Source organism: Aquabacterium sp. (genome assembly GCF_016195855.1).
Lineage (GTDB): Bacteria > Pseudomonadota > Gammaproteobacteria > Burkholderiales > Burkholderiaceae_C > Aquabacterium.
In genome coordinates, this window is record NZ_JACPYU010000016.1 from 19131 (window position 1) to 40369 (window position 21239).

Consider the following 21239-nt stretch of genomic DNA (forward strand, 5'->3'; position numbering starts at 1 on the left):
TCCCCCGGCTTCGGGGGGCAAGAAAGCAACATAAGCCGACAGCCGCTCGTTATAGTTAGCACATACCGTTACAAATCAAGGTCTGGCCGTGAAGAAGTTTGCAATCGCCGTACTGTCATTGGGTCTCCTGGGCGCCTTGCCCGTTGCACAAGCTGCCTCCGTCACCGTGGACGCAGGCAACTACCTGTTGAGCTACGAAGACACCTTCCTGCCGGGCGCTTCGGTGAGCGTGGCTGGCGGTGTGGTCACCTTCGGTGGCCTGGCCTACAGCACCTTCGCCATTGGCGGTTCCATCGAAACGAACGGCGTGCTTGGTTCGTTCGACAGCTACGGTGGCAATCCTTTCCCCATCGTGATCACCGCCAAGGCCGGTTACACGCTGTCCGGTCTGGTTGAGTCGGTCGCCGGTGACCACCGTGCCGTGGCTGGTGAAGCGCAAGACGCGCAAGCTGGTGTGGTGGCTGGTCTGGTTTCCCGCTGGGTGACGGTCAACGGCACCGATCCACTGGGTCAGAACACACCTTACCAACTGGTGTCGCTGGCTCCTGGCCAGGCTTCGGCTGGTGCCTTCAACGCAACGGGCGCGCTGGCTTTCTCGTCGTCTGGCCCCATCGGCCTGTCGGCACTGGACCTGCTGGCTGGTGCTGGCGCAACCGGCCAAGGCAGCGCTGCCTACGTGTCGCTGAGCCAGTACAAGATTGGCGTGCAGACCACGGCCGTGCCTGAGCCTGAAATGCTGGCTCTGGTGCTGGCTGGCCTGGGTGTGGTGGGCTTGCGTGCCCGTCGCGGCCAACAAGCCTGATGGCTGGCGGGGCCGCGAGGCCCCGGCAAAAATTGCAAAGCGCGCTGCTGAAAGGCAGGGCGCTTTTTTCATTCACGCCACATTCATGCCAGTTGCAAGGCCAGCTTGTTGTGCCGCTCAATGAGCGAGGGCAGCAGCACGGTCGTGATGTGCCCGTGGTCGGACACGATGCGGCCATGCACGATGGTCCAGGCGGTTTGCGCAGGCTGGGTCATCAACAAGGACGCAACCGGGTCATGGATGGCGCTGCCTGCCATCGCCAGCGTCTGCAGGTCGTAGATGGCCAGGTCGGCGGCCATGCCTAGCGCGATCTGGCCGATGTCATCGCGGCCCAGCACCTGGGCACCGCCACGGGTGGCCAGCCTCAAGGCCTCTCGGGCAGCCATGTCGGCCGGGCCATAGTCGCATCCAAAGGGTTGCAGGCTGCGCCCGACGCGGGCCAGCAGCATGGCCTGCCGTGCTTCACCCAGCATGTGGGCGGCATCGTTGCTGGCCGAGCCATCCACGCCCAGTCCGACGGGCACGCCCGCGTCCAGCATGCGGCGCACCGGCGCAATGCCTGAGGCCAGGCGCATGTTGCTGCAGGGGCAGTGAGCCACACCGGTGTGCGTGGCGGCAAAGCGGCCAATGCCATGCTCGTCCAGCCTGACGCAGTGCGCGTGCCACACGTCGTCCCCCAGCCATTCCTGCATCTCGGCGTACTCAGTGGGGGTGCAGTTGAACTTCTCGCGCGTGTAGGCCACATCGTGGTCGTTCTCGGCCAGATGGGTGTGTAGGCGCACGCCACCTTGCCCGCTGCTGCGGGCCAGTCGGGCCGAGTCGCGCATCAGCTCGGGGCTGACCGAGAACGGCGAGCACGGGGCCAGGGCCACACGCAACATGGCGAAGCGCCGGGCATCGTGAAAGGTGTCGATCAGGCGCTGGCTGTCCTTGAGGATGTCGGCCTCGCGCTCGACCAGGCTGTCGGGCGGCAGGCCACCTGCGCTTTCGCCTACGCTCATGCTGCCGCGGCAGGCATGAAAACGCATGCCGATCTCGCTGGCGGCGGCGATGCTGTCATCCAGGCGGATGCCATTGGGATACAGGTAGAGGTGATCGCTGCTGGTGGTGCAGCCGCTGAGTAGCAACTCGGCCATGGCCACTTGCGTGGACACGTGGATCATCTCGGGTGTCAGCCTGGCCCACATGGGGTAGAGCGTGCGCAACCAGCCAAACAGTTCGGCGTTCTGCGCGGCGGGCACGGCGCGCGTCAGGCTCTGGAACATGTGGTGGTGCGTGTTGACCAGGCCGGGGATGACGATGTGGCCGCGCGCGTCGATGGTCTGCGTGGCTTGCGCCAGCAAATCGGGCGGCAGGGCGCTTGTGGGGCCAATGGCCACGATTTCATGGTCTCTGATCAGAATGCTGGCATGGCGCCATTCCTGGCCTTGATCATCCATGGTGGCAATGCAGTCGGCATCCTTGATCAGCAGCGTGGTCGGGCTCACTTCAGGCTCACTTGATGTGCTGTTCGAGCATGGCGGCTGGCGCTGGTGCCACGGCATGCTGCTGCCTCAACATCAGCAACTGCGCCACGACGGCCACGGCAATCACGGCAGGCTCCTTGCCTTGAAGGCCGCCCAAGCCGATGGGGCAGGTCATGTGCGCCAGCTGGGCGGGGCTCAAGCCCTTGTCTTCAAGGCGATGCAGGAACTTCGCGCGTTTGGTTTGCGAGCCGATCAGGCCTGCGAACAGGCTGTCGCCGCGCCGCAGCACGGCCTCGATGATGCGCAAGTCCAGGTCATGCCGGTGTGTCAGCACCAGGTGGATGGCACCAGTTGGGGCGTCGGCCACCTCGGCTTCGGGGCAGTCTGATGGCAACCAGTTGATGTGGGCAGGCAAGCGCTGCAAGGTGGCTTCGTCGGGCAGGCCGCAACCAGCATCGTCGCTGTCGCGCGTGTCGATCCAGCGCACCGAGAAATCCAGGTCGGCCAGCAGCTTGACGATGGCCTGGCCCACATGGCCCGCGCCATGCAGTTCGATGTGCAGGCCCTGGCTGATGGGCCACTGCTGCATGGCCAACTCGTTCAGCGGCGCAAACTGCAGGGTCACCACACCACCGCAGCATTGGCCCAGCGTGGGGCCCAGCGCAAAGGTTTGTAGCCAGGTGCCTGGCGGTTGGTGCTGGCACTCCTGCAGGGCCTGCCGGGCCAGCGCAATGGCCTGCCACTCCAGGTGCCCTCCGCCGATGGTGCCGTGCCGCTCGGCGGTGGTGACCAGCATGCGGGCTCCCGCGTCGCGCGGCGTGGAGCCCTTGCTGTCGGTCACGGCGACCAGCATCGCGCGTTGGCCGCTGCGAACCCAGTCGCATGCCAGTTGGCGAAGCGCGGGGGCACTCAGGCTGGACATGACGCGCCGGCCTTGACGGCGTCAATGGCGTCCAGGATCGCCTCGGGCGTGGCGGGGGCGCGCAGGGGTGGGTCAACCTCGTGGGCAGCGACCGAGGAGATCGCATCGCGGATGGCCAGAAAGACCGAGAAGGGCAGCAGCAGCGGCGGCTCGCCCACGGCTTTGGATCGGTACACCGTGTCTTCGACGTTCTGGTTGTCAAACAGCTTGACGCGGAAGTCGGCGGGACAATCGCTGGCCGTGGGGATCTTGTAGGTGGACGGTGCGTGCGTCATGAGCTTGCCCGTCTGCGGATGCCACCACAGCTCTTCGCTGGTCAGCCAGCCCATGCCCTGGATGAAGGCGCCTTCGACCTGGCCGATGTCCACCGCGGGGTTGATGGACTGACCCACATCGTGCAGCACGTCGGCACGCAGCAGTTTCCACTCGCCGGTGAGGGTGTCCACCAGCACCTCGCTGACAGCCGCGCCATACGCGAAGTAAAAGAAGGGGCGCCCCTGCATGGTCTGGCGATCCCAGTGCAGCTTGGGGGTGGCGTAAAAGCCGTCGGACCATAACTGCACGCGCGCCATGTAGGCGGCCATCACCACGTCCTCAAAGCGCAAGGCTTCGGGGCCCACGTGTACCATGTCATCCCCAAAGCGGATGGCTTCGGCCGGCACCTGGTGTTTGCTTGCCAGCATCTGGACCAGCCGGTCGAGGATCTGTTGGGCTGCGTTGGCGGCGGCCTTGCCATTGAGGTCGGAGCCCGTGGATGCGGCGGTGGCCGAGGTGTTGGCCACCTTGCTGGTGTCCGTGGCGGTGACACGCACGCGCTCGGGTTTGACACCCAGGGTGTGCGCCACCATCTGCGCCACCTTGGTGTTCAGGCCTTGCCCCATCTCGGTGCCGCCGTGGTTGACCAGGATGCTGCCGTCGCTGTAGATGTGCACCAGGGCGCCCGCCTGGTTGAGGTGCACCACATTGAAGGAGATGCCGAACTTGACGGGCGTCAGGGCCAGGCCCTTCTTGAGCACCGGGCTGTTGGCGTTGAAGGTGGACAAGGCAGCGCGGCGCGCGCGGTAGTCGCTGCTGCTGGCCAGCTCGTCCATCAACGCGCGCATCACATTGTCTTCAACCGTCTGCCCGTAGGGCGTGACGTTGCGCTCGGTGGTGCCGTACAGATTGGCCAGGCGCACGTCCAGCGGGTCCTTGCCCAGCTGGCGCGCGATCGAATCCAGGATGACCTCGATGGCCAGCGCACCTTGCGGCCCGCCAAAGCCACGGAAGGCCGTGTTGCTTTGCGTGTTGGTGCGGGCACAGTAGCCATGCAGGTCCACCGCAGGCAGGTAGTAGGCATTGTCGAAATGGCACAGGGCGCGGGTCATGACCGGTGCAGACAGGTCGGCAGAAAACCCCGCGCGCGCCAGCATCTCGACCTTGGCACCCAGCACGCGCCCCTCGGTGTCATAGCCCACGTCGTAGTCGTGCACGAAGCAATGGCGCCGGCCCGTGATCATGAAGTCGTCATCACGATCAGGGCGCAGCTTCACAGGCTTCTTGAGCTTCCACGCGGCGATGGCCGCGATGCAGGCGAACACGGCCGATTGCGACTCCTTGCCGCCAAAACCACCGCCCATGCGGCGGCATTCCACCAGCACATCATGGGCATGCAGGTTCAAGGCGTGCGCCACGGCATGCTGCATCTCGCTGGGGTGCTGGGTGGAGCAGTGCAGCAGCAGGCCATTGCCTTCTTTCGGGATGGCGTAAGAGATCTGGCCTTCCAGGTAGAACTGCTCCTGCCCGCCAAGCTGGAAGTGGCCTTGCAGCCTCGCGGGTGCATCAGCCAGTGCCTGGGCCGCGTCCCCGCGATGCAGGTGCATGGGCGGCACCACGTACTGGCCTGCTGCGTGAGCCGCCTCGGGCGTGAGCAGGGCGGGCAAGGGCTCGATCTTCAGAAAGTCCGGTGCGCGGGCGGCCACGCGCCGCGCGGTGTCCCGGTTGCGAGACAGGACCACGAACACGGGTTGACCCAGATAGCGCACGTCACCGTCAGCAAGGATGGGGTCGTCGTGGACCAGGGCGCCGCAGTCATTGAGGCCGGGGATGTCTGCCGCTGTCAGGATGGCCACCACGCCAGCCTGGGCCTTGAGGCCTTCGACGTCGATGGACAGCAGCTTGCCGTGCGCCACGGGCGACAGGCCCAAGGCCGCGTGCAGGGTGCCAGCCAGCTCCGGCAGATCGTCGATGTAGGCGGCTTGCCCAGCCACATGCAGGTGCGCGGACTCGTGCGGCAAGGCGCGTCCGGCTGCCGTGCTGGGGCGAAAGGCGTCAACGGTCTTGTTCATGTGAGCTCGTTCGATACGTCATGCCGGGTGTTCATGTCGCGTGTTCGTGTTCATGCGGCAGCCGCGGGCCACACCTGCACGTCCTGGGGTCGCAAGGGATGGGTCGGCCTGGTTTCAAGCCAGAAGCGTTCCAGCAGGTTGGCCGCCACCTTGATGCGGTAGTCACGGGTGGCGCGCAGGTCGGTCATGGGCTGGAAGTCCCGGGCCAGTGCGGCCTGGGCCTGGCGCAAGGTGGCCTCGGTCCAGTCTTGACCGACCAAGGCGGCTTCGGCCTGGCTGGCCCGACGCGCTGTGGCCGCCATGCCACCCCAGGCCAGGCGCGCTGCGGTGATGCGGTCGCCATCGAGTTCGATGTACAAGCCTGCGCACACAGCCGAGATGTCGCTGTCACGGCGTTTGGAGATCTTGTAGGCGCGCAGCACGCCGGCATCCTGGACGCCGATCAAGGGGACTTGCACGGACTGGATGAACTCGCCGGCCAGCAGGGTGTTCTTCATGTAGTCCAGGTAGAAGGAGGACAAAGGCAGCTGGCGCGTGGCCTGGCCTTGGCGCAGGATCAGGGTGGCATCCAGCGCAAGCAGGATGGGCGCGCTGTCGCCGATGGGTGAGCCGTTGGCGAGGTTGCCTACCAGCGTGCCGGCGTTGCGCACAGGTGGCGAGGCAAAGCGCAGCCAGATCTCGCGCAGCGCCGGCATGTGCGTGGCCAGCGTCTGCCAGGCCTGCTCCAGCGTGACCGCGGCACCGATGTCCAGCGTGGCGGGCTGATCACTTTGTGCCGCTGTTGCCGTGATGGCCTGCAACTCAGCCACATTGCCCAGATAGATGATGTCGCCCAGCGCCTTGAACTGCTTGTTGACCCACAGACCGATGTCGGTGCTGCCGGCCAGCAGGCGGGCTTCGGGCATGGCCTGGCGCAGTGCAGCCAGCTCGGCCAAGCTGCGGGGCGCAAAGAACCGGCTGCGTTGGGCGCTGTCGGTGCAAGACGGGCCTTCGTACACAAGGCCTGACGGTGAGGCTGCGTTCAGGCTGTTCAACTGCGACAGCAATGCGCTGGTCGAAAACACTTCGCGCGGTGCCTCGTACATCTTCTGCCCCGCATCCAGGATGGGCCGGTAGCCCGTGCAGCGGCACAGATTGCCTGACAGCGCGTCGGCCAGGTCTGTGCGGCTCGGGGCCTGCTCGTGTTGCTGGTAGACGTCCCACAAGGACATCACGAAGCCCGGTGTGCAAAAGCCGCACTGCGAACCATGGCAGTCCACCATGGCTTGCTGGCAGGGGTGCAGTTGGTCGCTGCCGGCTGGCTGCAGATCCTCCACTGTAACCAGGGCCTTGCCGTCCAGCGTGGGCAGGAACTGGATGCAGGCATTGACGGTCTTTTGACGCCATGCACCCGTATCGGGGTCAGATTCACCCACCACGACGGTGCAGGCACCACAGTCGCCCTCGGCGCAGCCCTCTTTGGTGCCTGTGCAATGCGCCTGTTCACGCAGCCATTGCAGCACCGTGGTGGTGGGGGGCAGGTCCTTGACTTCCTGTATCTGCCCCTGATGCACGAAGCGGATCGGGCGGGGGGCGGCGGTGCTCATGCGCAAGGCTCCTTCAACAAGTGGTTTCACGTCCGGTGAAAGTGTCCGCAAAGCCCGTGCCTGCGCTGCCACTCACCACGAAGAGGGTATCGCCAGTGTAGAGTCTGGCCATACCATTTTGCTAATAAGCATTATCAGAGTTGGTGTATGAGCAAGAGCGCACTTTTCGAGAAGATCGACCTCTCCCTGATACGTGTCTTGCACACCGTGATCACTGAATGCAGTGTCTCGCGGGCGGCCATACGCCTGCAATCAAGCCAACCGGCCGTCAGCTCTCAACTCAAGCGCCTGCGCGAGTTGACGGGCGACCCTTTGCTGGTGCGATGCGGGCAGGCCATGGCGCCCACCGATGTGGCGCTCAGCCTGCTGGAGCCTGCGGCGGCCATCTTGCAGCACGCGCAGAGCATGTTCGGCCACACGAGCTCGGTGCGCGAGTTCGACCCCGCCACCACCAACCTGACCTTCCGGCTGGCCGCCACCGACTATCTCGACCCCTTCTTTCTGCCCGAGCTGACATTGCGCCTGAGGCGCCTGGCGCCCCATGTGCGCGTGGAGGTGGTGCAACTGTCGGCCGATCTGGACTACCGCCGCAGCCTGGCGCGGGGCGAGGTCGATCTGGTTGTCGGCAACTGGCTGGAGCCTTCCGACGAGTTGCATCTGGGGCGCCTGCTCAGCGACGAAGTCGTGTGCCTGGTGTCCGAAGACCACCCCGCTGCGCGGCTCCCGAAAGAAGGCAAGCGGGCGTGGTCGGTTGACCAGTACCTGGCGTGCGAGCACGTGGCGCCGCCGGCCTTGCACCCCGGTGCGCTGGGCATCATTGACGAGCATCTGGCTGCACAAGGTCTGCGCCGCAACATCGTCGTGCGCAACCCGCACTTTGCACAGCTGCCTTACATGGTGGCCGGTTCCTTGCTGGTGCTCACCACCGGGCGGCGTTTCTGCGAGCGTTATGCGCAACAGTTGAACGTCAAGATCGTGCGTTGCCCGGTGTCCTTCCCGCCGATGAACTACTATCAGCTCTGGCATGACCTGACGCATCACTCTGCGGCCAGCCGCTGGCTGCGCGAGCAGGTGCGTGACGTTGTGCGCGGTCTGCAACTCGTTCGCCCACCCACGCGTGCGCAGGCCTTGCCTGTGCGCAGCGCCAGTTGACTGCCCCACCTGACAGCTACACCCCATGACCCCTGCCGGATCTGACCTGCCCCCACCAGCTTCAGTCGAGCGCCTGGTCTTGTGGGGCGATGTGCTGGACTTCAGCGACGACCCAGGTTTTGCGTCGCCCAAAGAGGCGAAAGGCATGCGCTGGCGCCCTGACCACGCCGTGTTGATCGAGGGCGGGCGGGTGCTGGCTGTTCAGCCACGCGGCAAGGCCTTGGCGGCCGACTGGCAGGAAGCGCCGGTGCAAGATCACCGCGGCCGCCTGATCATGCCGGGCTTCATCGACACCCATGTGCATTGCCCCCAGCTCGACGTGATCGCCAGCTTCGGCACCGCTTTGCTGGACTGGCTCAACACCTATACCTTCCCGGCCGAGCGGCGCTACGCCGATCCTGCCGTGTCGAAAGACGGTGCCCGGCGCTTCCTCAAGGCGCTGTGGGCCCATGGCACCACCACAGCCGTGGTCTTCCCCACCGTGCACAAGGTGAGCGCCGAGGCCTTGTTTGAAGAGGCAGATGCCAACGCGATGCGCCTGGTCACCGGCAAGGTGCTGATGAACCGGCACGCCCCCGAAGGCTTGCGTGACGACGTGGCCCAAGCCGAGCGCGATTGCGTGGACCTGATCGACCGCTGGCACGGCAAGGGCCGACAGGCATTTGCCGTGACCGTTCGCTTCGCGCCCACCAGCACACCCGAGCAGTTGATGATGGCCGGGCAGTTGTGCCAGACCTACGCCGGCACCTATATGCAGACCCACGTGGCTGAAAACCAGGACGAGGTGCGCTGGGTGGCCTCGCTCTTCCCGGATGCCCGCAGCTACCTGGACGTTTACGACCGCGATGGCCTGATCGGCCCGCGTGCCGTGTTGGCGCATGGCATATGGCTCGATGACAAGGACCGCGCCGTGTTGCGCGAACGGGGTGCACAGATCGCCCACAGCCCCTCGTCCAATCTCTTCCTGGGCAGCGGCCTGTTCGACTGGGCCCAGGCTCAGCGCGAGGGCGTCAACGTGAGCCTGGCCAGCGACGTGGGCGGTGGCACCAGCCTGTCCATGCTGCGCAACATGGCCGATGCCTACAAGATCCAGGCCCTGCAGGGCACGCGCCTGACGGCCTGGAAGGCGCTGTACACAGCCACCCTGGGCGCCGCGCGTCACCTCGGGCTGGCCGATGAGATAGGCCGGGTCGAACCCGGCTGCATGGCCGACCTGGCCATCTGGGACTGGGCCGTGAGCGATGTGGCGGCGCACCGCGATCAACTGGCGCAGGCCAGTGGTGATTTGCACGAGCGCCTGTTTGTCTGGATGACCCTGGGGGACGAGCGCAACCTGGTGGGCACGCTGATTGCTGGTCAAACTGTATACAAAACACGGGCCGCAGCATGAGCCTTCGTCTTGAATTGCGCGGCATCACCAAGCAGTACCCCGGCGTGCGCGCCAATGACGGGGTGAGCCTGAAGGTTCAGCCCGGCGAGATCCACGCGGTGCTGGGCGAAAACGGGGCGGGCAAGTCCACCCTCATGAAGATCATCTTCGGCTCGGTCAAGCCCGATGCCGGCGAGGTCTTTTTCAACGGCCAGCCCGTGCATGTGAAGTCGCCCCAGGAGGCGCGCGCGCTGGGCATCAGCATGGTGTTCCAGCACTTCTCGCTGTTCGACACCCTCACCGCGGCCGAGAACGTGTGGCTGGGGCTGGACAAGTCGCTCAGCCTGGCCGAGGTCACCCAACGCATCCGCCAGGTGTCCGGCGAATACGGGCTGGAGGTCGACCCGGACCGGCATGTGCACTCGCTGACCGTGGGCGAACGCCAGCGCATCGAGATCGTGCGGGCGCTCATGACCAACCCGCAACTGCTGATCCTGGACGAACCCACCTCGGTGCTGATCCCCCAGGCGGTCGACAAGCTGTTTGCCACCCTGCGCCAACTGGCCGATCGCGGCTGCGCCATCCTCTACATCAGCCACAAGCTCGACGAGATCCGGGCCTTGTGCCACCACTGCACGGTGATGCGCGGTGGCAAGGTCACCGGCGAGGTGGACCCGCGTCAGGAGAGCAATGCCAGCCTGTCGCGTTTGATGATCGGCGCCGAGCCCGTCGAGTTGAACCGGCAGGCGCCCGTGCTGGGCGAGGTGGCGCTGGCCGTCAAGGGCTTGAGCGTGGCCAGTGACGACCCCTTTGGTGTCAGCCTCCAGGACGTCAACTTCGCCTTGTGCGCGGGCGAGATCCTGGGCATCGCTGGCGTGTCGGGCAATGGGCAGCAGGCCTTGATGGCGGTGCTCAGCGGCGAGGACCCGCGCGGCGCGCCTGGCAGCGTCACCCTGTTTGGCCATGACATCAGCCGGGCCTCGCCCATGAAGCGCCGTCACCTGGGGCTCAACAGCGTGCCCGAGGAGCGTCTGGGGCGCGGCGCGGTGCCCACCATGTCCCTGGCGCATAACACCTTGCTCACGCGGATGGACGCGATCGGCCCTGGCGGCTGGTTGCGCATGGCCGGCGTGTGGGATATGACCAGCGAGTTGATCGAGCGCTTCAAGGTCAGGGCGGCCGGCCCTCAGGCCATGGCACGGAGCCTGTCGGGCGGCAACCTGCAGAAGTTCATCATGGGTCGCGAGATCGATGCCGAGCCGCGTGTCCTGCTGGTGTCCCAGCCGACCTGGGGTGTGGACGTCGGTGCCGCGGCCCAGATCCGTGGCGAGTTGATCAAGCTGCGGGATGCCGGTTGCGCCATCCTGGTTGTCAGCGAGGAGTTGGACGAGTTGTTTGAAGTATGCGACCGCCTGACGGTGATGGCGCAAGGGCGCTTGTCGCCCAGCCTGGCCACTGCCGATGCCACCGTCGAGCAACTGGGGGTGTGGATGAGCGGCCTGTGGGGGCACCACGAGGGGCACCATGAGGGCCACCACGCGGCAACGGGCCAGGAGGGCGGGCATGTTCAAGCTTGAGCCGCGCGCCACACCATCGACCACCTTGATGCTGGCGTCGCCGCTGGTGGCGCTGGCCATCACCGTCTGCATCGGCGTGCTGCTGTTCCTCGCACTGGGCAAGGACCCGCTGGCCGGCCTGCAGATGTTTCTTGTCGAGCCCCTCAAGAGCAGCTATGCCTTGTCCGAGCTGAGCGTCAAGGCCACGCCGCTGATCCTGATCGGGCTGGGGCTGGCAGTGTGCTTCAAGGCCAATATCTGGAACATCGGGGCAGAGGGGCAGTTCGTCATGGGGGCGGTGTTCGCGGGCGGCGTGGCCATGCGGGCAAGTCCGGACAGCGCCAGCTGGATCTGGGTGCTGGTCTTGCTGGCCGGGGCGCTGGGCGGCATGTTGTGGGCGGCCATCGTCGCCTTGCTGCGTGACCGCTTCAATGCCAGCGAGATCCTCGTCAGCCTGATGCTGGTCTATGTGGCCGAGATGGTGTTGAGCTACCTGGTTTACGGCCCCTGGAAGGACCCAGCCGGCTACAACTTCCCCCAGACCATCACCTTTCTGGACGTGACACGGGTGCCCAAGCTCGTCAGCGGCTTGCGCATGAACGTGGGCGTGGGCATTGCCGCGGTGGCGGTGCTGGTGTTGACGGTGTTCATGGCGCGCACCTATGCAGGCTTTCAGCTGCAGGTGGGTGGGTTGGCCCCTGCGGCGGCCCGCTACGCCGGTTTCTCATCACGGCGGGCCTTGTGGACGGCCTTGCTGCTGTCGGGCGCCATGGCTGGCCTGGCGGGGGGGCTGGACGCGGCCGGGCCGCAAGGGCAGCTCACGCCCTACATCCCCATGGGCTACGGTTTTGGCGCCATCATCGTGGCCTTTGTCGGGCGCCTGCACCCTGTCGGCATCGTGTTCTCGGCGGTGTTGATGAGCATGTTCTACATCGGTGGCGAGCTGGCCCAGTCACGCCTGGGGCTGCCCAAGGCCCTGACCGGCGTCTTCCAGGGCTTGTTGCTGTTTGCCTTGCTGGCCTGTGACACCTTCATCCATCAACGCCTGCGCTGGGTGGCTGCCAAATGACCGGACTGACCGCTGATTCCCTGGCGCTGCTGATCGCCGCCACCCTCAACGCCGGCACGGTGGTGGCCCTGGCCGCGCTGGGCCTGCTCATCAACGAGCGTGCCGGTGTGCTCAACCTCGGCGCCGAGGGCATGATGCTGGTGGCCGCCATTGCCGGTTATGCCACCGGCGTGCAGACCGGCAGTGACACCCTGGCTTTCGTGGCTGGCGCGCTGGCGGGTGCTGCCATGGCTGCCGTGTTCGGTGTGCTGGTCATCTGGCTCAACACCAACCAGTACGCCAGCGGGCTGGCGCTCAGCCTCTTTGGCGCGGGCTTGAGCGCGTTTGCCGGTATCCAGTACACCCAGCAGCGCCTGCCCGAGCGCGCGCACTTCGACATTCCCTTCCTGGCTGATCTGCCTTTTGTGGGCCCGGCCCTGTTCCGGCATCACCCCTTTGTCTACCTGGCCGTGGCGCTCACCATCGCGCTGAGCTGGTTCTTGTTGAAGTCGCGATCTGGACTGGTGCTGCGCGCCGTGGGTGAGTCGCCCGAGTCGGCGCATGCGCTGGGCTACCCGGTGCGTCGCATCCGGCTGATGGCCGTGATGGCGGGTGGCGCGCTGTGCGGCCTGGCAGGGGCTTACATCTCGCTGGTGTACACGCCCTTGTGGGTGGAAGGCATGGTGGCGGGCAAGGGCTGGATCGCCCTGGCCCTGACCACCTTCGCCACCTGGCGGCCAGCGCGCGTGCTGCTGGGCGCCTACCTGTTTGGCGGTGTCACCATGCTGCAGTTTCAGTTGCAAGGGCAGGGGGTTCAGATCCCCAGCCAGTGGTTGACGATGTTGCCTTATCTGTCGACCATCGTGGTCCTCGTCCTGATCTCGCGCAATCCGACGTGGATTCGCATCAACATGCCTGCTTCCTTGGGCAAGCCCTTCCATCCGGGCGCCTGAGTTGGCATGATCGCGGCATGATCATTGCTGCGGTCCAGACTTGTTTTCAACCCTGGAGATGACATGACTTCACCGATGTCCAAGCGTTCTTTGTTGAAGTTGGCTGGCCTGGCCACATTGGCCGCATCGGCTAGCCTGGTCGGATGCGGCAAGAAAGACGCCGCCGCCGCCCCCGAGGCTGCTTCTGGCGCCTCTGCGGCTGCCGCCGCTGCGCCCGCGGGCCCCCTGAAGATCGCCTTCGCCTATGTCGGCCCTGTGGGTGACGCAGGCTGGACCTACGCCCACAACGCCGGCCGCCTTGCGGTTGAAAAAGAATTCGGTGACAAGGTCAAGACCACCTTTGTCGAGAAGGTGCCTGAGGGCCCCGAAGCCGAGCGCGTGATCCGCGACCTGGTGGGCCAGGGCAACACCCTGATCTTCGGCACCACCTTCGGCTACATGGAGCCCATGCTCAAGGTCGCGGCCGACAGCAAGGACGTGAAGTTCGAGCACGCCACCGGCTACAAGACCGCGCCCAATATGCGCACCTACGACTCGCGCACCTACGAGGGTGCCTACATGGCCGGCGTGATCGCAGGCGGCATGAGCAAGTCGGGCGTGCTGGGCGTGGTGGGCTCCATCCCCATCCCCGAGGTGATCCGCAACATCAACTCGTTCACCCTGGGCGCGCAAAGCGTCAACCCCAAGATCAAGACCAAGGTCGTGTGGGTGAACGCCTGGTTTGATCCTCCCAAGGAAACCGAAGGCGCGCAGAGCCTGATCAACCAGGGCGCGGACGTGCTGTTCCAGAACACCGACTCGCCGGCCGTGCTGCAGACCGCCGAGAAGGCGGGCAAGTACGCCTTTGGCTGGGATTCGGACATGACCCAGTTCGGGCCCAAGGCGCACCTGGCATCCAGCGTGATCAACTGGGGCCCGTACTACATCAAGGCCACCAAGGATGTGCTGGAAGGCACCTGGCAGACCGGTGGCGTGTGGTGGGGTGTGAAGGAGGGCGCGATCGACATCGTGGCCATTTCCGACAAGGTGCCCGCTGAGCTCAAGGCCAAGGTCGACACCGTCAAGGCCGGCCTCAAGGATGGCAGCTTTGTGATCTGGAAGGGCCCCATTCTGGGCCAGGACGGCAAGGAAGCCTTGGCCAAGGACGCCGTGGCGGATGACAAGTTCCTGGGCGGCATCAACTTCTATGTCAAGGGCGTGGATGGCGCGGTGCCGTCCAGCAAGTAAGCACACCAGATGACCTCAACCCTGACCTCAAGCCGTTTGGCCATCTCCAGGGACAAGCTGCCTGCCCTCGTGCAGGCCATGCCCAAGGCCGAGTTGCACATGCACATCGAGGGCTCGCTGGAGCCCGAGTTGATCTTTGCCCTGGCCCAGCGCAATGGGGTGGCCTTGAGCTACCCCAGCGTCGAGGCCTTGCGTGCGGCGTACGCGTTCACCGATCTCCAGAGCTTTCTGGACATCTACTACGCGGGCGCCTCGGTGCTGCTCAAGGAGCAGGACTTCCACGACATGGCCTGGGCTTACCTGCTCAAGGCCAAGGCCGACAACGTGGTCCACACGGAGATGTTCTTCGACCCGCAGACGCACACCGATCGTGGCGTGCCCTTCGAGGTCGTGATCAAGGGCCTGAAAAGCGCCTGCGACAAGGCCAAGGCGGAGTTGGGTGTCAGCGCGTCGCTGATCATGTGTTTCCTGCGGCACCTGTCTGAAGAAGCCGCCCTCCAGACGCTGAAAGAGGCCTTGCCTTTCAAGCAGCATTTCATCGGTGTGGGGCTGGACTCCAGCGAGCGCGGTCACCCACCTGAAAAATTCGCACGCGTCTTTGCCAAGTGCAAGGAACTGGGCCTGCACCTCGTGGCCCATGCTGGCGAAGAGGGGCCACCCGCCTACATCATCAGCGCGCTGGATGTGCTGCATGTGGAGCGCATCGACCATGGGGTGCGCTGTGTGGAAGACCCGGCCCTGGTGCAGCGCCTGGCCAGGCAGGGCACGGCCTTGACGGTCTGCCCGTTGTCCAACGTCAAGCTGTGCGTGTTCAAGAAGATGGCCGACCACAACCTCAAGACCTTGCTGAAGCTGGGCTTGAAGGCCACGGTCAACTCGGATGACCCTGCCTACTTTGGCGGCTACATGAACCAGAACTTCCTGGCCACCTTTGCGGACCTGGATCTGGATGCGGACGACGCCTACACGCTGGCCCGCAACAGCTTCGAGGCCAGCTTTGTGGATGCGCCCACCAAGGCAGGCTGGATCGCCCAGCTGGATGCGGTGTTTGCCCGCTTTGCCTGAGACAGCCGTTTGACTGGGCCTGTGTTTCAGGCCTGAGCCAGCGATTCAGCCAGCAGCGCCGCACCCGGGCCGAAGCCATAGGCATCCATCGCCAGATGCCCGTGCGTGACGCTGGCATGCAGGCGCTGGCCCAAGGCCGGCATGGCCTCACCCACACAGGCGGCACCGGCAGCAAAGTAGAACGGCAGCCAATGCTCGTCGGTCGGGTGCATCTCGACAGCGAAAGGTGCCTGGGCGCGGTAGTCCAGCAGGGCAGGCCAATCGGCCGCATCGGTGCGTGCCTGAACCCAGGCCCTGAAGGCCGCGCAGTCGCTTTCTTCCGGGGCATCAACCGGGGTGGGGCGCTTGAAGAAGCGGTGCAGGTTGTGCGTGAGGCTGCCTGAGCCGATCACCAGCACGCCTTGTGCTGCCAGCCCTTGCAGCAGGCGGCCCATGGCCAGCACCTCTGCAGGCTTGCTTTGCGGTGTCAGCGACACCGGCACCACGGGCACATTCACCTGCGGGTACAGGTGCATCAGCGTCGTCCAGATACCGTGGTCCAGCCCGCCCTGTGGCGTGAACTGCGCCAGCAGCCCTGCATCGGCCAGCAGGTGGGTGACCTGGTGCGCCAGCTCGGGCTCGCCGGGGGCGTCGTAGTAGATCTCGTCCAGCGCCTCGGGGAAACCGCCAAAGTCGTGGATGGTGTCGTGGTGCGCCGCGCCCAGCACGAAGGGGGTGCGCGTGGCTGTGTGCGGCGACATGATCACGATGGCGCTCGGGCGGCCCCAGATCCGGTCGATCGTCGGGCCCAGGCGCTGCATGAACAAGCCGGCCTCGCCGGGCTCGATCGCGATCATGGGCGAGCCATGCGACAGGAACAAGGTGGGGAGGGAGGCTGGTGTGCTCATCCGCCCAGTTTAGCGACGCAGGGGCAGGAACTGCACCGAGGCCAGCAATGCCAGCACGAGGGCCAAGGGGACGGTCGACACATAGCCTACGTGCTTGAAACCCAGCGCGCCAATCACCCCGCCCACAAAGAAGGACAGCACCAGCCCCAGGTGCACGAGCAGGCGCTCCTTGTTGGCGCGCACCAGGGGCTGCGCCTCGCTTTCGGCGCTGGCGTTCCAGTACAGCATCTTGCCCAGCTCGATCCCGATGTCCGTCACCAGGCCGGTCACGTGCGTGGTACGGATCTCCGCGTTGGAGACCTTGGTGATCATCGCGTTCTGCAGCCCCATCACGTAGCACAGCAAGGCCACCGTGATGCCCATGGACGTGCCGATGTAATGGTGCATGGCGCCCAGCACACCGAAGGCCAGCAACAGGGTCGCCTCGATCAGCAGGGGCAAGGCGTATTCGTGGCGCGAGGCGCGTCGGCGCGCCCAGTTGATCAGGATGGCCGAGGTCGCGGCACCCAGCAAAAAGGCCAGCAGCGAGGTGAACCAATCCACCACCAGGTCCAGGCGGCCCAGGGCCAGGTCATCGGCCATGCTGGACACCACCCCGGTCATGTGCGAGGTGTACTCCTTGACGGCCAGGAAGCCGCCCGCGTTGGTGGCGCCAGCCACGAAAGCCAGCGAAAGCCCCAGGTGCAGATTGGTTCGGCGGGTGCGCTCCGGGGCCGTGAGCGTCCTGAGGTAATCAACGGGCATGTGCGTGGGTGGAGCGAACTTCCATTTAAGCTGCCATCATCGCGCAATCTTTGTGCCAATTCAGTCCAACCGCATGAATGTCTCGTCCAGCAGCATGACCGTACCGGCCTGGCGTTGGGCCCTGCTCCAGACGCGGCGCGACCTGCGCGCCAGCAGCATGCGCTTCTTGCTACTGGCCGTGGTGCTGGCTGTCGCAGCCTTGACGGCTGTTGGTTTTTTCGCCGACCGCATCGAGCGTGGCCTCACGCGTGACGCAGCCCAACTGCTGGCTGCCGATGCCGTCGTGGTGGCCGACCAGCCCATCCCCGAGTCGCTGAAAACCGAGGCTACAGCCAAAGGCCTGCGGGTGGCCGAGACGGCGGTTTTCGCCAGCATGGCCCGTGCACCGGACGAGCAGGGCGGGGAAGCCCGGCTGGTGGCCTTGAAGGCAGTTTCGCCCAATTACCCCCTGAGGGGCCAGATGACGCTGGGCCGCATGGGGGCCGATGGCATCGTTCACCCCGGTGGCAAGGCGCCTGCAGGCGGCCCGCCCGCCGGGCAAACCTGGGTCGAGCCGGGGCTGCTGCTGGCCCTGAACCTCAAGGTGGGGGACGAGCTCTGGCTGGGCGAGGCGCGTTTTCGCATCGGCGCCGTGATCGTCAGTGAGCCCGAGCGGGGTGGTGGGTTTGTCGCTTTCTCGCCGCGTGTGATGGTCCGCGCAGCCGATCTGCCGCGCACGCAACTGGTCCAGCCTGCCAGCCGCATCACCTATCGGTTGCAGGCTGCAGGCCCTTCACGCAAGGGCGACGCCGACACCACCCGCGTGGCGCCGCTGCCCGGCGATGGCAGCCAGCAGGTGCAGCAGTTCGTCGAGGTCGCCCGCAAGATGTCTGAGTCGCAGCGCGGCCTGCGGGTGGAGACGCTGGACACGGGCCGCCCCGAAATGCGCGCCACGCTGGACCGCGCAGGCCTGTTTTTGCGCCTGGTCGCCTTGCTGGCGGCCTTGCTCTCGGCCGTGGCCGTGGCCATGGTGTCGCGTGACTTCGCCCAACGCCGCCTGGACGATTGCGCCTTGCTGCGGGTGCTGGGCGTGCCGCAGCACGTGATGGCCTGGTCCTACGGCTTTCAGTTCGCCCTGGTTGGCTTGATGGCCAGCGTGCTGGGTCTGCTGCTGGGCTGGTTGTTTCACCTGGTCTTCGTGGCGCTTTTGTCGGACCTGGTGGGTGTCTCCTTGCCGGCGGCGGGCTGGCAGCCGATTGTGCTGGGCCTGTCCGTCGGGGTGCTGCTGACACTGGGCTTTGGCCTGCCGCCTGTGTTGCAGTTGACCCAGGTGCCACCGCTGCGTGTGCTGCGCCGCGAGCTGGGACAGTTGCGTCCCATGTCTGGCGCCGTGTGGGCCTTGGGTGGTGGGGCCATGCTGGCCTTGCTGATGATGGTGGCGCGCGACGCGAAGATGGGCAGCATCGCCTTGGGTGGCTTTGTGGGCGCCGTGCTGGTCTTTGCCTTGTTGGGTACGGTGGCCGTGGCCGTCTTGCGGATGCTGGCGGACCGCCTGGTCGGGCAGATGCCCACCTGGTGGACTCTGGGCACCCGCCAGCTGACGGCCCAGCCCATCCAGACGGTGGTGCAGGTCTGTGCCTTGAGCGTGGGCTTGCTGGCCCTGATGCTGTTGATCCTGATCCGCACGGACCTGGTGGCCAGCTGGCGCAATGCCACGCCGCCCGATGCGCCGAACCGCTTCGTGATCAACATCCAGCCCGATCAGGTCGAGGCCTTCCAGGCCGATTTGCGGCAGGCCGGTGTGAAGCAGTTCGACTGGTATCCCATGGTGCGGGGCCGCCTTGTGGCCATCAATGGCAAGGCCGTGCGCATGCAGGATTACGCCGAGGACCGTGCACAACGCCTGGTCGATCGCGAGTTCAACCTGAGCTTTGCGGCCCAGTCACCGGCCTACAACCCGGTGGTGTCCGGGCGCTATGTGAAAGACGAAGCCGATGCCTTCAGCGTGGAGGAGGGGTTGGCCAAGACCTTGGGCCTCAAGCTCGGTGATCGCTTGCGCTTTGACATGGCGGGCGTGCTGCAGGAGGGCCGCATCACCAGCCTGCGCAAGGTGGACTGGTCGTCCATGCGCGTCAACTTCTTCGTGATGGCACCCAAGGCGGACATGCCCCAGTGGCCGGTCACCTACATCACCGCGTTCAAAATGCCGCCCCAGGCCAGGCTGGACCGCACCTTGGTGCAGCGCTACCCCAATGTCACGGTCATTGACGTCTCGGCCACGCTGGCCCAGATCCAGGGTGTGCTGGGGCAGGTGATCACGGCCGTCGAGTTCCTGTTCGTGTTCACCCTGGCCACGGGCTTGATCGTGCTGATGGCGGGCTTGATGACCTCGCGCGAGCGGCGTGCCCGGGAGTGGGCGGTGCTGCGTGCCATGGGGGCGAGCCAGCGCCTGCTGTCCACCGTGCAGAACGTGGAGCTGCTCAGCCTGGGGGCGCTGGCTGGCGCCATGTCCGCCGCCGCGGCGCTGGGCATCGGCTGGGGCCTGGCCACCAAGGTGTTCGAGTTCGAATGGCAAGCGCCCCTGTGGTGGCCCCTGTTCGGAGCCCTCGTCGGGGCGCTGTTGGCCTGGTCGGCCGGGTGGTGGAGCCTGCGCGGGGTGGTCAGCAGGCCGGTGGCCCTGACCTTGCGGCAGGCTGAATGAGCTTGCCTGGCTGGGGCCGGATCAAGACAGGCTGTTGATCAGGCCCATCTCGGCGCTGCCCATTAGCGATTCGATGTCCATCAGGATCAGCAGGCGGTCGCTCACATTGGCGATGCCGGTGATGTAAGTGGTGTCCACCACCGAATTGCTCATTTCCGGGGCGGGCTGGATGGCCTGCTCTGACAGCTGCATCACGTCGCTCACCGAGTCGACCACGGCGCCCACCACGCGGCCCTTGACGTTCAGCACGATCACCACGGTGAAGCTGTTGATCTCGGTCTGGCCGTCTTCGTTGTAGCAGTTGAACTTCACGCGCAGGTCAACGATGGGCACGATCACGCCGCGCAGGTTCACCACACCCTTGAGGTAAGCGGGGGCGTTGGCGATCTTGGTGGGCGGTTCGTACGAGCGGATTTCCTGCACCTTCAGGATGTCGATGCCGTATTCCTCGGTACCCAGGCGGAACGTGAGGTATTCACGGCCGGCGGGCACGTGGCGCACCTGGCGGTTGACACTGTTGCGCATGCCAAATCCTGTGGGGGCGGCGTCACTGCGGGCAGCGGGCTGGGTCTGGGGGGCGGCTTGCAGGGTTTCCATGCTCGTCCTTCGGGGATCAGGGTCGTGCGCCAAGCGGGGCGTACACCGTGGAGACTGGTCTTGCGTCAATATCGGTCAGCTCGCATGGAACTGAAGCCCGAAATTGACCGTCAGAACGTGAGGCCGTACCAGCCCAGGCCGACGCCCCAGGCCCGGCAGTTCGGGGTGGCATTGCTGCGGCTGGTGGTGACATCCAGCCCGAGTTGGTCCGGCAGCAGCCACCAGCGCAGGCCCACCGCCTGGGTGGCGGGGGTGTTGCTGTGGCCCAGGATTTCCGCAAAGACCAGCCAGCGCTCATGTGGGGTCCACGCCAGGGCGGCCCCGTAGTTGTTGGCGCTGACCTGGTTGAGCTTGTTGCGTTCTCGGCCCAGGTTCAGGTGCAAGGTCCACTGCTCGTCCAGGGGCAAGCTGGCGATGGCGCTGAAGCCGGTGACAGCTTGGTGCCATTGATGGCCGTCCGCCGCTTTTTCGCTGCCAGTGCCGGCCTTCAGCCCGAAGCGCCAGCCTTGCCAGGTGGCCCAATCCGGTGCCCATTTCAGTCCGACGCCCCTGGCTTGGGGCTGCGCCTCGCTCGGGGACACCCTGATCAGCTCGAATCCCAGCTCCAGCCCGTCGATCAGGCCGCAGGCGGGCGCCAGGTGGTGGCTGCGTGCGTCACTGGCGCTGTCTACCCAGGCTTCGAGCTGGCATTGGCCCTGGCTGTTGACGCTGGCATCGTCCGTGAGCAAAGGGCGTCCTGCATGGGCATGCCCTGCCGTCATGGCGGCCAGGCATGCCAGCAAGGGCGGCAACAAGCGTGAGCGGCGTGGCACCGCAGTCAAAGTCATGTAGGGCGTCTGCATGCGGTGGCCTGGTCGC

17 protein-coding genes are annotated in these 21239 nt (G+C 65.7%); 9 read left to right on the forward strand and 8 right to left on the reverse strand.

What is annotated here, in order from left to right; translation table 11 throughout:
* Nucleotides 1–88 precede the first annotated feature (88 nt).
* The gene (locus HY019_RS13490; RefSeq protein ID WP_290692925.1) at nt 89–802 is read left to right on the forward strand and encodes a PEP-CTERM sorting domain-containing protein; all 714 of its coding nucleotides are present in this window, start codon (nt 89–91) and stop codon (nt 800–802) included.
* Between the two features lie 83 nt (nt 803–885).
* On the opposite strand, the gene HY019_RS13495 is transcribed toward HY019_RS13490, so the two are convergent.
* Genes HY019_RS13495 through xdhA form a run of 4 tightly spaced genes read right to left on the reverse strand, consistent with a single transcriptional unit; the run spans nt 886 to nt 7103 of the window.
* Entirely contained in the window at nt 886–2346 is a 1461-nt protein-coding gene (locus HY019_RS13495) for an 8-oxoguanine deaminase (protein WP_290692927.1), read from the reverse strand.
* Nucleotides 2297–3190 carry a xanthine dehydrogenase accessory protein XdhC gene (gene xdhC, locus HY019_RS13500; protein ID WP_290692929.1) on the reverse strand — a complete coding sequence of 298 codons (894 nt, stop codon included), beginning with the start codon at nt 3188–3190 and terminating at the stop codon, nt 2297–2299. Before xdhC ends, HY019_RS13495 begins: the two co-directional genes overlap by 50 nt.
* Nucleotides 3178–5517, reverse strand: a complete 2340-nt coding sequence (gene xdhB / locus HY019_RS13505) for a xanthine dehydrogenase molybdopterin binding subunit (RefSeq protein ID WP_290692931.1) — start codon at nt 5515–5517, stop codon at nt 3178–3180. The genes xdhC and xdhB overlap by 13 nt, the downstream gene beginning before the upstream one ends.
* A gap of 50 nt (nt 5518–5567) precedes the next feature.
* Nucleotides 5568–7103: a xanthine dehydrogenase small subunit gene (gene xdhA, locus HY019_RS13510; RefSeq protein ID WP_290692933.1), complete on the reverse strand. Its 1536-nt coding sequence runs from the start codon at nt 7101–7103 to the stop codon at nt 5568–5570.
* 147 nt (nt 7104–7250) lie between these two features.
* Between xdhA and HY019_RS13515 the strand changes: the two genes are divergently transcribed.
* From HY019_RS13515 to HY019_RS13545, 7 genes are all read left to right on the forward strand, one after another.
* Nucleotides 7251–8255, forward strand: coding sequence for a LysR family transcriptional regulator (locus HY019_RS13515; RefSeq protein ID WP_290692935.1), 1005 nt, complete (start codon nt 7251–7253; stop codon nt 8253–8255).
* Nucleotides 8256–8280: 25 nt separating this feature from the next.
* A complete protein-coding gene (guaD, locus tag HY019_RS13520) occupies nt 8281–9645 on the forward strand; it encodes a guanine deaminase (RefSeq protein ID WP_290692937.1) in 1365 nt (454 codons plus the stop codon).
* Nucleotides 9642–11201: an ABC transporter ATP-binding protein gene (locus HY019_RS13525; RefSeq protein WP_290692939.1), complete on the forward strand. Its 1560-nt coding sequence runs from the start codon at nt 9642–9644 to the stop codon at nt 11199–11201. Before guaD ends, HY019_RS13525 begins: the two co-directional genes overlap by 4 nt.
* A complete protein-coding gene (locus HY019_RS13530) occupies nt 11188–12249 on the forward strand; it encodes an ABC transporter permease (RefSeq protein WP_290692941.1) in 1062 nt (353 codons plus the stop codon). Before HY019_RS13525 ends, HY019_RS13530 begins: the two co-directional genes overlap by 14 nt.
* Nucleotides 12246–13181, forward strand: coding sequence for an ABC transporter permease (locus HY019_RS13535; RefSeq protein ID WP_290692943.1), 936 nt, complete (start codon nt 12246–12248; stop codon nt 13179–13181). Before HY019_RS13530 ends, HY019_RS13535 begins: the two co-directional genes overlap by 4 nt.
* 63 nt (nt 13182–13244) lie before the next feature.
* Entirely contained in the window at nt 13245–14408 is a 1164-nt protein-coding gene (locus HY019_RS13540) for a BMP family ABC transporter substrate-binding protein (RefSeq protein ID WP_290692945.1), read from the forward strand.
* A gap of 9 nt (nt 14409–14417) precedes the next feature.
* Nucleotides 14418–15473 carry an adenosine deaminase gene (locus tag HY019_RS13545; protein ID WP_290692947.1) on the forward strand — a complete coding sequence of 352 codons (1056 nt, stop codon included), beginning with the start codon at nt 14418–14420 and terminating at the stop codon, nt 15471–15473.
* Nucleotides 15474–15499: 26 nt separating this feature from the next.
* Here the strand turns inward: HY019_RS13545 and HY019_RS13550 are convergent, their stop codons facing one another.
* Together HY019_RS13550 and HY019_RS13555 are read right to left on the reverse strand one after the other, a co-directional pair.
* Nucleotides 15500–16360: a class III extradiol ring-cleavage dioxygenase gene (locus HY019_RS13550; RefSeq protein ID WP_290692949.1), complete on the reverse strand. Its 861-nt coding sequence runs from the start codon at nt 16358–16360 to the stop codon at nt 15500–15502.
* A gap of 9 nt (nt 16361–16369) precedes the next feature.
* Nucleotides 16370–17104 (reverse strand): YoaK family protein, encoded by a 735-nt coding sequence (locus HY019_RS13555; protein ID WP_290692951.1) that lies wholly within the window; start codon nt 17102–17104, stop codon nt 16370–16372.
* A gap of 73 nt (nt 17105–17177) precedes the next feature.
* On the opposite strand from HY019_RS13555, the gene HY019_RS13560 reads away from it, so the two are divergent.
* The gene (locus HY019_RS13560; protein WP_290692954.1) at nt 17178–19784 is read left to right on the forward strand and encodes an FtsX-like permease family protein; all 2607 of its coding nucleotides are present in this window, start codon (nt 17178–17180) and stop codon (nt 19782–19784) included.
* 21 nt (nt 19785–19805) lie between these two features.
* Here the strand turns inward: HY019_RS13560 and HY019_RS13565 are convergent, their stop codons facing one another.
* Together HY019_RS13565 and HY019_RS13570 are read right to left on the reverse strand one after the other, a co-directional pair.
* Nucleotides 19806–20309, reverse strand: coding sequence for a chemotaxis protein CheW (locus HY019_RS13565; protein WP_290694184.1), 504 nt, complete (start codon nt 20307–20309; stop codon nt 19806–19808).
* Nucleotides 20310–20491: 182 nt separating this feature from the next.
* Complete coding sequence (locus HY019_RS13570; protein WP_290692956.1) at nt 20492–21208, reverse strand: hypothetical protein; 717 nt, start codon at nt 21206–21208, stop codon at nt 20492–20494.
* Between the last annotated feature and the right edge of the window lie 31 nt (nt 21209–21239).